General features: G+C 40.3%; 13 protein-coding genes. All 13 read right to left on the bottom strand.

Annotated features, from left to right (window positions below; all coding sequences use genetic code 11):
• The 13 genes from B8983_RS05835 to B8983_RS05895 all read right to left on the bottom strand — a co-directional run bounded on the left by B8983_RS05835 (position 1) and on the right by B8983_RS05895 (position 12,367).
• Positions 1–414 carry a hypothetical protein gene (locus B8983_RS05835; RefSeq protein ID WP_143736111.1) on the bottom strand — a complete coding sequence of 138 codons (414 nt, stop codon included), beginning with the start codon at positions 412–414 and terminating at the stop codon, positions 1–3.
• Between the two features lie 85 nt (positions 415–499).
• Positions 500–844: a protein tyrosine phosphatase family protein gene (locus B8983_RS05840; RefSeq protein WP_084283208.1), complete on the bottom strand. Its 345-nt coding sequence runs from the start codon at positions 842–844 to the stop codon at positions 500–502.
• Positions 845–898: 54 nt separating this feature from the next.
• Positions 899–2,095 carry an O-succinylhomoserine sulfhydrylase gene (locus tag B8983_RS05845; protein WP_084283209.1) on the bottom strand — a complete coding sequence of 399 codons (1,197 nt, stop codon included), beginning with the start codon at positions 2,093–2,095 and terminating at the stop codon, positions 899–901.
• Positions 2,096–2,109: 14 nt separating this feature from the next.
• A complete protein-coding gene (purF, locus tag B8983_RS05850) occupies positions 2,110–3,651 on the bottom strand; it encodes an amidophosphoribosyltransferase (RefSeq protein ID WP_084283210.1) in 1,542 nt (513 codons plus the stop codon).
• Between the two features lie 15 nt (positions 3,652–3,666).
• Positions 3,667–4,197, bottom strand: coding sequence for a CvpA family protein (locus tag B8983_RS05855; protein WP_084283211.1), 531 nt, complete (start codon positions 4,195–4,197; stop codon positions 3,667–3,669).
• A gap of 5 nt (positions 4,198–4,202) precedes the next feature.
• Complete coding sequence (locus B8983_RS05860) at positions 4,203–5,039, bottom strand: SPOR domain-containing protein (protein WP_084283212.1); 837 nt, start codon at positions 5,037–5,039, stop codon at positions 4,203–4,205.
• A 109-nt stretch (positions 5,040–5,148) separates the two neighbouring features.
• Positions 5,149–6,462, bottom strand: a complete 1,314-nt coding sequence (gene folC, locus B8983_RS05865; protein ID WP_084283213.1) for a bifunctional tetrahydrofolate synthase/dihydrofolate synthase — start codon at positions 6,460–6,462, stop codon at positions 5,149–5,151.
• Positions 6,463–6,499: 37 nt separating this feature from the next.
• Positions 6,500–7,372: an acetyl-CoA carboxylase, carboxyltransferase subunit beta gene (accD, locus tag B8983_RS05870; RefSeq protein ID WP_084283214.1), complete on the bottom strand. Its 873-nt coding sequence runs from the start codon at positions 7,370–7,372 to the stop codon at positions 6,500–6,502.
• A gap of 20 nt (positions 7,373–7,392) precedes the next feature.
• On the bottom strand, positions 7,393–8,190 hold the full coding sequence (trpA, locus tag B8983_RS05875; protein ID WP_084283215.1) for a tryptophan synthase subunit alpha: 798 nt from the start codon (positions 8,188–8,190) through the stop codon (positions 7,393–7,395).
• Positions 8,191–8,216: 26 nt separating this feature from the next.
• Positions 8,217–9,410: a tryptophan synthase subunit beta gene (trpB, locus tag B8983_RS05880; RefSeq protein ID WP_084283216.1), complete on the bottom strand. Its 1,194-nt coding sequence runs from the start codon at positions 9,408–9,410 to the stop codon at positions 8,217–8,219.
• Position 9,411: 1 nt separating this feature from the next.
• Positions 9,412–10,095, bottom strand: coding sequence for a phosphoribosylanthranilate isomerase (locus B8983_RS05885; RefSeq protein ID WP_084283217.1), 684 nt, complete (start codon positions 10,093–10,095; stop codon positions 9,412–9,414).
• Positions 10,096–10,118: 23 nt separating this feature from the next.
• Positions 10,119–10,982, bottom strand: a complete 864-nt coding sequence (gene truA, locus B8983_RS05890) for a tRNA pseudouridine(38-40) synthase TruA (protein WP_084283218.1) — start codon at positions 10,980–10,982, stop codon at positions 10,119–10,121.
• 14 nt (positions 10,983–10,996) lie between these two features.
• On the bottom strand, positions 10,997–12,367 hold the full coding sequence (locus tag B8983_RS05895; RefSeq protein ID WP_084283219.1) for a FimV/HubP family polar landmark protein: 1,371 nt from the start codon (positions 12,365–12,367) through the stop codon (positions 10,997–10,999).

Raw genomic sequence — 12,367 nt, forward strand, 5'->3', positions numbered from 1 at the left:
TTAAAATGGAGATGTATTACGATTTTCCTGGGCACGCTTAGCAGCTTCCTTGCGGCGTTCTTCAACATCTGCTTCACGTAAAGCTTTTTCACGTTGTTTTTCCTCAAAACTTGCTCGATTATTTGCTCTGATCTGAACCTGTTTCGGATCAGCTCTTTCGGCAATCCGAAGTTGTTCCGCTTCATCTTTTAGCGCTTTTTTGATATCTCTTTGACGAGTATGAAGCAGATTTTCCTGATCAAATAGATCTTTTTCTTCTTTTTGTAATTGTTTTTTTGCCTTCGTGGTGCAACTCGTTGTAAAAAACAAATCCTGACAAGTTTGAAACTCCATATCGTAACGATATTTCATCCAATCCCTTTTTAAATCAATCTTTTCTTGGATTTGATCAAGTGTCAACAATTCATTTTGCAAGCTTTGACTTGCATTTACAACTGGTGCAAAACACCAAACTAACAAACTAGTTAGAAGCCAAAGTTTATGCACCGAGCCTAACCAATTAACCGAGTTGTAATGCAAGTTGGTAAAGATTGGTTGATCTGGCACCACTTCTACAAAAGGCCAGGATTGGTTTTGGTAAGGTATCCAATAGTTCGGCCATTTGCTGCACCTGTGCCAGAGTAATTTGACCACTAATGACAGGCAAATAGGCAAAAGTAAGTCCTGCAGACTTTACTGCCTCTTCAATGTCTGTATGCTGAGGTTGATCAAGTCCTCCCTCAAAATCAGGTCGATTATCTATCACTGTTTGGTAACCTGCAGCAACAATCTCAGGGATATCCTCTTGGAAAATTTGACCCGTAGTACCAAAATCACTGTTATGAGAAATGATTGAAACTGACATGAAAAAATCCTTATTAATTGATGAAGTTAAATATGATTGAATTGAATACCAGAATTACCCAATGAGAGATAATCCAAGAGCTAGATCGTTAATTAAGTCATCGACATGTTCTAAGCCAACAGATAGTCGCACTAACCCCTCAACTAAACCAGCCTTTTCACGATCAGCCGGCGGCATTCTGCCATGCGTCGTAGTTGCAGGATGAGTAATGGTCGTCCTTGTGTCACCAAGGTTCGCTGTAATTGAACAAATTTTTGTATTATCAATTACAGTCCAAGCATTTTGTCGGCCACCTTTGACAATAAATGAAATAACTGCACCACCCATCTTTTGCTGCTGCATCGCTAAAGTGTGTTGTGGATGTGAGGCTAAACCAGGATGAAGAACACGTTCAACCGCTGGTTGTTGTTCAAGCCATTTTGCCAAATCTAAAGCATTTTGACTTTGCTTTTCAACTCGTAAAGAAAGGGTTTCTAAACCTTTTAATAATACCCAAGCATTGAATGCTGACAGGGTAAAACCAGCACTTCGATTGAGAGTAAAAACCTTTGAAATAAATTCTTTAGAACCAAGGATCGCACCACCTAAAACACGTCCCTGACCGTCAATGAATTTAGTTGCTGAATGGGTAACAACATCAGCGCCAAGCTTGAGAGGCTTTTGCAGAACGGGAGTACAAAAACAGTTATCCACCACGAACAAGGCATCATGTTTTTTAGCAATCCTAGAAATCCCAGCGATATCCGCAATTTCAGTTAATGGATTTGAAGGACTTTCAATGAACACCATTCTGGTGTTCGGGCGCATGGCATTCTCAAAGGCTTGAAGATCAACTAAATCGACATAACTCGTTTCAATGTTAAAGCGTGAAAAAATATTACTAAACTGCTGAATCGTCGAACCAAAAACAGCCCTTGAACAAACAATATGATCCCCAGCCTTAAGATGCGCTGCGACGATTGCAAAAATTGCTGACATGCCCGAGGAAGTTGCAACACAAGCCTCGGCTTCTTCTAGCGCGGCCAAACGATCCTGAAACATCGATACGGTTGGGTTCGTAAATCTTGAATAAATAAATCCTGTCTCAGCATGAGCAAACTTTTCTGCTGCTTCAGCTGAGTTCGCATATACAAAACTAGAGGTTAAAAAAATTGCCTCGGAATGTTCATTGAAGCTTGATCGAAGGGTACCCGCTCGAACAGCTAATGTCTCAGGGTGAAGAGGCTTGGAGGAAAATGAATCGGTAGTCATTTTGATCTTTTTAATTATTCTTGTTGAGTTAATTGAAGATGTAATTGTGATCTTGAAAAGTCAGAATTATCACCAGCACGATCGGAAGTGGCCTCAGGATTAATCCTCGACGCTTCCAATGCATCTAAATAAGAAGTGGTGATATTACCAGTGACGTAAAAACCATCAAAGCAGGAAGCCTCAAAGTTCGTCATAATCGGGTTAATATCTCTCACAGCTTGTTTCAAATCTTCTACATCTTGATAAATTAATTGATCCGACCCAATCATTTCATTGATCTCATCATGGGTGCGTCCATATGCAACTAACTCACTGCGAGTAGGCATATCAATACCATACACATTCGGAAAGCAGACTGGTGGTGCAGCAGAAGCAAAAATAACTTTTCTAGCACCAGCCATACGGGCCATTTGGACAATTTCATAAGAAGTAGTACCTCTTACGATTGAGTCGTCAACGATTAAAACGGATTTATTGTGAAACTCAACCCGCATCGCATTTAACTTCTGACGCACCGACTTCTTACGAACGGCCTGACCAGGCATGATAAAGGTTCTACCAATATAACGATTTTTGAAAAAACCTTCGCGGTACTCAATACCTAAATGCTTTGCTACTTGCATTGCAGCTGGTCGACTTGAGTCAGGAATCGGCATGACGACATCAATATCATTAATGTCTGTTTCTCGACTAATTTTCTTCGCTAAATAGTCGCCCATTCTCATACGTACGTCAAATACCGACACACCATCCATGAAAGAGTCGGGTCTGGCTAAATACACATACTCAAAAATACATGGATTCAATTCAGCATCAGCAACAATTTGACGACTTGCAAAATTACCATCTAAATCAACAAAAATTGCTTCTCCAGGAGCCACATCTCGAACGAACTCATAACCAATACCCTCAATCGCAACCGACTCGGAACTCACCATCCATTGCGTCTTACCTTGACCAATATCCATTCGACCAATACACAACGGACGGATACCATTGGCATCACGAAAAGCAAGTAGCCCATATCCAGCAATCATACTGACTACCGCGAAAGAACCTTGTAAACGACTATAGACTTTCTCTAAAGCGGTAAATGCAGAGTTAGCATCTAAAGCAATTCCTTCCGTCGAGTGCTGAATTTCATCGGCTAGAACGTTGAGTAACACTTCGGTATCAGAGCTCGTGTTGATATGACGACGATCACGGTAGAACATCTCTTCACGTAGTACCCCAGCATTAGTAAGGTTGCCGTTATGTGCTAAGACAATTCCAAATGGAGCATTTACGTAAAAAGGTTGTGCCTCTTCCTCGCTACTAGCAGAACCAGCTGTTGGGTAACGAACTTGTCCGATACCCGCTTTACCAATTAGACTACGCATATTTCTAGTTCGGAAGACGTCCCTCACCAAACCATTTGCTTTATGCATATAAAAGGAACGACCATTCGTCGTGGCAATTCCTGCGGCATCTTGACCACGATGTTGTAAGAGCAATAAAGCATCGTAAATCAATTGGTTTACTGGTTCATTTGCTACAAAACCGACAATTCCACACATAGTTAACTTTCAGATTTATTTGGATTTTCGAATATCAGTAGAATTTAACAATTGATTCGCCCAATCCTCAGGAAGCCAGCTATGAAGAACTCCTACGAGTGTTTCAATAGCTGGCCTTGTTAAAGCATCTTGCCATTCAGTTGATTTTGGAAGGTCTGTTAAAGCTACTAAAGTAGAGATAACAACCACAATGAGAACTCCTCTAAAAGTCCCAAAAGCTCCACCTAACAAACGATCAAACAGTGACAATCCTACCGAGGATATCACTTTACTAATAAAGCTAGTAAGAACTCGCCCCAAGATTAAGGAGCCTAAAAAAATTAATAAGTACGCCAGTATCACTTGAATCGTGTGACCTACTCCCAGCGAGTGAAGCCCTAAATCAATGACTTTTTGGTAATAAACACCTGACAGATAAATGGCTAATACAAAGAATACCAATGACAATGCTTCTTTAATAAAACCACGCGACAACCCAACAAGAATTGAAAGCAACACAATTCCTATTACAAAAAAATCGATGGTTGTGAAGGCAATATTACTCATATGCTTTATTTGTTGATTTCAACAATTGTTGGGGAGAGCCCCATACCCAAGGCACTAATTTTTTTCTCCGCATTTACAGCTTCTTCTTTCGAGTTAAAAGGACCGGCCCTTACTAAAAAAATTACAGGCGATTCAGGCGCATCTCGTTTTTTCTCAATCACATAGGTAGTAATGTTTAGATCTTTAATTTTTACTGTCAAATTTTTTACACGCTCAGTACTAGACAATGCAGCTATTTGTACGATGTACTTTGACCCTTTGGCATCGGCTTTATTCGCACTCGTTTCTTTTGTAGCATCTTTCGATAATGGCTTAGAAGCATTGATACTTTGGGGATTAACAATTACCTCACCAGGGTCAGTTTGAAGACTCCCCTTCTCCTTCTTATTGGCAAGACTTGCAGAGGAACTACTATCAGTTGGACCTTTAGCTTTTTCCTGGGATACCACAGGAGGCAAGCTCGTATCAGGAGGAGAAGACTTCGTTGGACTAACGGATGCAGTCAAATCAGAACCGGTTGATGAAATCACTTTTTCTTCAACCGTTGAGACATTCCCAGTACTAGGATTATTCGTGACAGATTGAACCACTTTCACAACTACATCATTATTTATTTTCTTGGGTTGTGCATCAAACAATCTTGGCAAACCAATTACCGCAATTAATAACAAAAATCCAGCGCCTATCAAGCGATGTCTAGCTCTCTGAACCTCCGGGTTTTCTGTCAAAACATCTTCTTTTTCTAGGTCTACTTTGGATTGGCGCGACCTAAAACTAGGCTCAACCTTCGGTTGCTCCGGAGGAGGTAATTTACTTTTAAAAAAAGAGGGTAAAGAAATCATGCGGTTAGATGGCCGAACATCACATTAGCAAATAAAACAGCTTTTTTAATCATTAACAAAATTTTCCAATACCTATTTTTGAACGCTTACTTACAAGCTTATTAGTCAATTAATGTTTTTTGCTCTTACGATAATCTAGTACGCCAGATACCGTGAAGAAAGATCCAAACACCACAATTCTATCATTTTGACTGACCTTATTGAGGCTTTTTTCATATGCAAGTGATGGAGAAGTGAAAATATCAATCCCAGAAATATCAGTATCTTTAACACCCAACTCTCTGAGACGCTGGGATAGGTTCTCTGCAGTTGCAGCACGTGGTGTTGGCAAGTCAACACAGTACCAATAATCTACTATTTCAAGCATAGGCTTAATTACTGCATCGATGTCCTTATCTTGCATTACTCCGAAAATTGCATAGGTATAAGGAAAATAGCCCATCTTATCCAGACCTTTAGATAACGTGGCACTAGCATGTGGATTGTGGGCAACATCAAGCACAATGGTTGGCTGACCCGGAATAATTTGGAATCGACCAGGTAGCTCAACCATGGCAAAACCATTTCGAATATCTTGAACACTAACAGGGAGTTTGTCCCTGAGTGCGCACAAAGCTGCTAAAACGCCTGAAGCATTTAATAATTGATTTGCCCCTCGAAGAGCCGGATAGCCAAGACCAGAAAATCTTTTACCACGACCATTCCAGGCCCATTGTTGCTGGTCACCTTGAAAATTAAAATCTACTCCAGGTTGCCAAAGGTCAGCGCCAATTGATTTTGCATAATCAATTAAGCTTTTGGGTGGCACGGGGTCTGAACAGATAGCAGGCTTACCAGCACGATAAATTCCCGCCTTTTCTAAGCCAATTGCCTCACGAGTATTCCCTAGAAAATGTTGATGATCAATATCAATACTAGTAACAATTGAACAATCGGCATCAATTATGTTAACCGCATCTAAACGCCCTCCCAAACCAACTTCAAGAATCACAACATCGACAGGAGCCATCGAAAAACATAAAAGAATAGCTAATGTGGTGAACTCAAAATAAGTCAAAGTTACTGCTGGGTCAAGGCTTGCCCTAGCCTGCTCAACTTGTCGAAAATAATTTAATAAGGTCGAAGAATCAACATTTTCTAGATTAATTCTGGCTCGTTCATTAAACACTGATAAATGCGGGGAAGTATGACAAGCAACTTTATATCCTGCATTTGAGAAAATTGACTCTAAAAAAGCGCAAGTTGAACCCTTTCCGTTAGTACCTCCAACGGTGATTACCGGGACGTTGAATGCGAGATTCAGTTTATCTTTAACTTGATTGATACGAGTAAGCCCCATATCTATACCAACAGGGTGGGCTGACTCTAAATAAGTGAGCCATGAATCTAAATCATCAAAATACATTGGGAGGGCGGCACTCATAACAGGTTGGAAAACAGTTCAACAACTTCTCGGTCCATTAATCAATCAATTCTTGAGGTTGTTTGAGCAAAAGAGTCAAAATTTTGGCGATCTCTGAACGCAGTTCTCTCCTATCTACAATCATGTCAATGCCACCTTTTTGCATCAAAAATTCAGCTCTTTGAAAGCCCTCTGGTAGTTTTTCACGAACAGTTTGCTCAATCACTCGTGGACCAGCAAAACCAATCAAGGCCTTTGGCTCAGCCATAACCACATCACCCATAAAGGCAAAACTAGCAGAAATTCCACCCATGGTAGGATCCGTTAAAACACTAATATATGGCAGTTTAGCTTTTGATAAAAGGGTTAACATGGAGTTGGTTTTAGCCATTTGCATCAATGATAAAAGGCTTTCTTGCATTCTGGCGCCACCAGTGGAAGAAATACAAATAAATGGCACTTTCTGTTCAATCGCCATTTGTACTCCACGTGCAAACCGCTCACCAACTACAGAGCCCATGGAACCACCCATAAACTCAAACTCAAAACAAGCAATCACAACTGGTAAACCATGCATCGTGCCACCAAAAACAACCATTGCATCAGTTTCACCACTTGACTCCATCGCATCTTTAAGGCGATCAGGGTATTTTTTAGTGTCTTTAAACTTTAAAGAGTCTACCGGGAGAACTTCTTGACCGATCTCATAACGTCCCTCCGGGTCAAGTAAGAAATCTAAACGGGCACGTGCTTTGATCCGCATATGATGACTACATTTAGGGCAGACTGACAAATTTGCCTCAATATCCGCTCTGTATAAAACAGCCTCGCATGATGGACATTTAACCCATAATCCCTCAGGAACAGACTTCCTTTGACTGGGATTGCTTGGTTGGATTTGGGGGGGTAGTAGTTTGTCGATCCAACTCATTTAATCATCCTAAAAAAAAGTTATGCATCAAGTGCACTACGAATTTCACTTAAAAATTCTTTGAGCAATTTTAACCCTGTTTGTGGAGGGGCTGACTCTAATAATTGCACAATCGCACTGCCAATTACAACCGCATCGGCTGTTTGACTAACTGCCTTAGCCGTTTTTGCATCTCTAATCCCAAAACCAACAGCAATTGGAGTACTGGTTTTTTCACGAATATCACCAATAATTGAACTAATATTTGTGGTATTTAAATTAGCAGCACCCGTCACCCCTTTTAGAGAAACATAGTAAATATAACCCTGCGCAGAGTGAGCCACTTGCTCAATACGACTCATCGTTGAAGTTGGTGCCAACAAAAAGATCGGATCAATCCCAACCTTCTTCAATTCATCAGTAAATTCAACACACTCCTCAGGAGGGTAATCGACAATTAAAACACCATCAACCCCAGCACTTGAAGCGATTTCCGCAAAATGTTTCCACCCCATTCGTTCGATAGGATTGGCATAACCCATTAAAACAATCGGTGTATGTTGGTTTGTTAAACGAAACTCTTTCACCATACCAACACACTTCTCGAGATTAACACCTTTCACCAGAGCCCTCTCAGAGGCTCTTTGAATGACTGGACCATCGGCCATCGGGTCAGAAAAAGGAATTCCTAATTCGATTACATCAGCACCAGCATCCACTAAAACATGCATCATTTCAACAGTCATTTCAGGATCTGGGTCACCAGCTGTAATAAAAGGGATTAATCCTTTTTTTTGGTTCTTAGCTAAATTTTCAAATACTTGTTTTATTCTAGACATGGATTTTTTATTTTCGTTTTTAAAAATTACAGTTTCACTTTAGTATGCTGAGCAACAGTGTGCATATCCTTATCACCACGACCTGAAAGATTGACGAGAATCGTTTGATCCTTCGGTAATGTTTTTGCCAATTGGCATGCGTAAGCAATCGCATGACTAGTTTCTAGTGCCGGAATAATTCCTTCGATACGACAACAGTTATGAAATGCTTCTAGGGCATCATCATCTGTTACTGCAGTATATTGTGCTCGATTGATGTCTTTTAACCAGGCATGCTCTGGACCTACTCCTGGATAGTCAAGGCCGGCAGAGACAGAGTGTGTTTCCATAATTTGGCCATTCGCATCTTGGATTAAATACGTACGATTACCATGAAGCACTCCAGGGGTACCTGCACAAAGAGCTGCCGCATGTCTACCAGTTGCAATACCATCCCCTGCAGCTTCGACACCAATCAATTTGACATCAGGATAGTTAATGTAAGGATAGAAAATCCCCATGGCATTGGAACCACCACCAACACAAGCTAATACATAGTCTGGTTGTCTACCCGTCATTTCAGGCATCTGAGTGATACACTCCGTGCCAATTACACTCTGAAAATCTCTAACCATCGCAGGATAAGGATGAGGGCCAGCAACAGTACCAATAATATAAAAGGTGTTTTCTACGTTAGTAACCCAATCACGCATCGCTTCATTTAAAGCATCCTTCAAGGTCTTAGAACCAGACTCTACTGGTACAACAGTAGCACCTAACAGTCGCATTCTATAAATATTTTGCGCTTGACGCTCTACATCAACGCTACCCATATAAATAATGCACTCAAGTCCAAAGCGAGCACAAATCGTTGCGGTGGCAACACCATGCTGACCAGCTCCCGTTTCGGCAATGATACGGGGCTTGCCCATACGCTTTGCTAGTAAGGCTTGGCCAATCACATTGTTGATCTTGTGGGCCCCTGTATGATTTAAATCTTCTCTTTTAAAATATATTTGAGCACCACCAATTTCATCGCTCCATCTTTTTGCATGATAAATTGGACTCGGCCTACCCACGAAATGCTTTAGTTCACTATTGAACTCAGCAATAAACTCTGGGTCATGTTGGAATTTGGCATAAGTCTCTTTTAACTCCTCCAAAGCGTACATTAATGTTTCTGAAACAAAAACACCACCATAAGGACCAAAATGACCACGTTGATCTGGAAAATCGTACATATTAACTACCTTTAATTGAATTATATTGATCTGTTGAACGCACTGCATCGACAAATTGCTGCATTAAATTAGGCTCTTTATTCCCTCGACTCGCTTCTACACCACTTGATATATCTACGCCTAATGGTCGAAAATGGGCAATCGCCTCAGCTACATTGTGAGAGTTCAATCCACCACTCAAAACGACCCGATGAGCGTTTTCTTTTATCCATATATCCGGTATTAATTGCCAATTAAAGGTTTGCCCACCACCGCCAAAACCCTCGACAACAGCGTCAAGAATCCATGCAGCACTTGCACTATATTGAAGACAAAAATCCTGCAAAACAAACTGATCGTCAATTCTTGCTGCTTTCATCCAAGGAGTTGCTTGGGCAATTTCTGCACACCTTGCTGGTGACTCGTCGCCATGAAACTGCCAAATATCAACTCGAACTTGAGAACGAATCTCTTGTATTAACTCATCACTTGGATCAACAACAAGAGCAACAATTTGTATCTCATCACTCAATATATTTCCTAATTGTAATGCTTGTTGAGGGCTTACGTATCTTGGACTCGGTGGATAAAAAACAAAACCAATCGCTTCGATGGCTAAAGAATTTGCTACCAAGATATCCTGCTCTTTACTTAAGCCACAAATCTTAATGTTTGTATAACTATTTTGGTGATTGAGAAGCCCCATGGTTAAGTCCTTTACTCGATATTTTAAGGATTTTTACATTTTGAAAATGCATCTTCTAACAAGTGTGGCGGAATTACACTATATCCGAAGTTTGGCTCTGGTATTTCGAAAGCCTCAGGATACTGCACTTTGACTAAATAGAGACCATCAGCTGAAAAGGTAGGTGCTGCAATCTTACGACTTTTTTGCTCAATGAGGTGGGCAATCCAGGATGGAGACTCCCTGCCTTTACCAACCTCGAGCAAACTTCCCACAATATTCCGGACCATATGATGCAAGAAAGCATTAGCCCTTAAAAAAATATAGACTCTCGTATCCTCTTCTACGATCTGGACTTGATACATTGTCTTAATTGGGGTTTTACTTTGACACTCTGCAGATCTAAAACAGCTAAAATCTTGCTCGCCAATCAAATAGCTAGCACCTTCTCGCATCGCTTGTATATCCAAATTTTTACCAGTAGGTTGCATGACATAACCTACTTTTTTATTCAGTAAAGGGAGCTTAACAGGTGAGGATATTAAAACATACGCATAAGACCTCTCATACGCACTAAATCGCGCATGAAAATCAAGAGATACTTCCTTAGCCCACTCAACACTGATACTGGCAGGCAAATAGGTGTTAATTCCTCTGATCCAGGACCATATTGGCCGAATGACATTCGTATCAAAGTGAACAACTTGACCAATAGCATGAACCCCAGTATCTGTTCTACCAGCAACTACTACACGAAAAGTATCAGTGATTTCGCCACCAATGAACTTTTGAATGGCGTGCTGCAAGACATCCTGCACCGTATTTTTTTGAACCTGACTTTGCCAGCCTAGAAAGCTAGCACCATCATACTGAATACCTAGAGCAATCCGATAAAAATGATCTTCCATCCGATCTCTAAAGTTCAGGCTATTTGCAGTAAATATTTTTGCGCGTCGCGAACCACATCAGAGCTACCATTAGCGCCTAAGCTAACAATTTCTTGTAATAATATTTTCGCTGTGGGATAGTCATGAATTTTGATATAGGACTTAGCAAGATTTAGACGTAATTTTTGATCTGCGACGCTTGGAATATTTCGGTGAGGTTTAACGTTATTAATTGCAATACCGTGATCTTCACTTTTAGCAATGATATTCAACGAATTAGTAGGCGTTGAGGTTCCTTGATCATCTAAATTTAAATCAAGGGTTGCAAAAATATTTTTTGCAAAAGCAGGAATGTCATCAGAACTTGTACTTTGAGCAGGCCTTACTGAAAAGGATGTACCGACGCGAATAAAGTTGCCATAAATAAAAACAATCAATAAGGCAACTAACGCAACGAACTCCCACATCCCAACAGATTGGTAATGTAGGAAAGAACTTATTTTTGAATAAATAGATGGGGGCTCAACCTGCTTATTTAAATCAACGATATTTTTTTGAATCTCAAGCACGCGCGCTTGTGCTTGTTCAATAATTTTCTTTTGGGCAATTAACTCTTCTTCAAGCTTGGTTTCTAGTAGTTTTTTCTCAGTTACATTTTCCGATGAGCTTAATAAGAGTCGGTCTGAGGTTGATGAGGAAGTATCAAAATACTTCTCTGATGACTCAGTGAATAGTTTTTTTTGAAAATTTTCTTGTACGTTTTTAGTAAAAGTACTTGCTTCATCTACAGGAATGGACTCCACCATTGCTTTGCTTGGAATATCAAGTGGGGCCCCTGCCCTCAGGCGATGAATATTCCCAGCTATAAAGGCTTTTGGATTTAACCTAAAAATGGCAGTCAGGACCTGCTCAAAGCTAGCTTGGGGTAGTTCAGGCATTAATGATTGAGTAATGCTTGACAAGTTATCACCTGGATTAACGGTGATGACCATTTTGTTCACATTAAGAATGGTATAGGCCCTGATCAGTTTTCCACCCGTCCAACTCACTTCAATCAATAAATCATTAAAAAGTTCTTGCTCAGGAATAACATTTTCAGTTTTCAGAAAGATGCTTACTGGCAGGCCATTTGTCGATTTTTCTATTGATAGTAAGTAGTTATTCTGAGCATCTGGTACTTTCAATCCATATTTATCAAATACAAGCTGAGATGGAAATTGCACCTTGAGATTAGAAAGCTTACTTAACTCTTGATTACTTCCTAAAATAGCTATCCGAGCTTTAAATGGCTCACTTAAACCTGAAATAACATTAATATTACCAAGTGTTAGACCCCACACACTCGAGCTCAACCATAAGCCTACTAAAAGTAGAGATTTAATGAACCAGAGTGGTTTGATTGTCAA

The sequence above is a fragment of the Polynucleobacter kasalickyi genome, from assembly GCF_900176405.1.
In the GTDB taxonomy this organism is placed as follows: Bacteria; Pseudomonadota; Gammaproteobacteria; order Burkholderiales; family Burkholderiaceae; genus Polynucleobacter; species Polynucleobacter kasalickyi.

Coding starts and splice junctions, on each gene's coding strand:
- folC (WP_084283213.1), bottom strand. CDS start 6,462: ATGAGTGCCGCCCTCCCAATGTATTTTGATGATTTAGATTCATGGCTC.
- trpA (WP_084283215.1), bottom strand. CDS start 8,190: ATGTCTAGAATAAAACAAGTATTTGAAAATTTAGCTAAGAACCAAAAA.
- purF (WP_084283210.1), bottom strand. CDS start 3,651: ATGTGTGGAATTGTCGGTTTTGTAGCAAATGAACCAGTAAACCAATTG.
- B8983_RS05885 (WP_084283217.1), bottom strand. CDS start 10,095: ATGGGGCTTCTCAATCACCAAAATAGTTATACAAACATTAAGATTTGT.
- B8983_RS05845 (WP_084283209.1), bottom strand. CDS start 2,095: ATGACTACCGATTCATTTTCCTCCAAGCCTCTTCACCCTGAGACATTA.
- truA (WP_084283218.1), bottom strand. CDS start 10,982: ATGGAAGATCATTTTTATCGGATTGCTCTAGGTATTCAGTATGATGGT.
- B8983_RS05855 (WP_084283211.1), bottom strand. CDS start 4,197: ATGAGTAATATTGCCTTCACAACCATCGATTTTTTTGTAATAGGAATT.
- accD (WP_084283214.1), bottom strand. CDS start 7,372: ATGAGTTGGATCGACAAACTACTACCCCCCCAAATCCAACCAAGCAAT.
- B8983_RS05860 (WP_084283212.1), bottom strand. CDS start 5,039: ATGATTTCTTTACCCTCTTTTTTTAAAAGTAAATTACCTCCTCCGGAG.
- trpB (WP_084283216.1), bottom strand. CDS start 9,410: ATGTACGATTTTCCAGATCAACGTGGTCATTTTGGTCCTTATGGTGGT.
- B8983_RS05840 (WP_084283208.1), bottom strand. CDS start 844: ATGTCAGTTTCAATCATTTCTCATAACAGTGATTTTGGTACTACGGGT.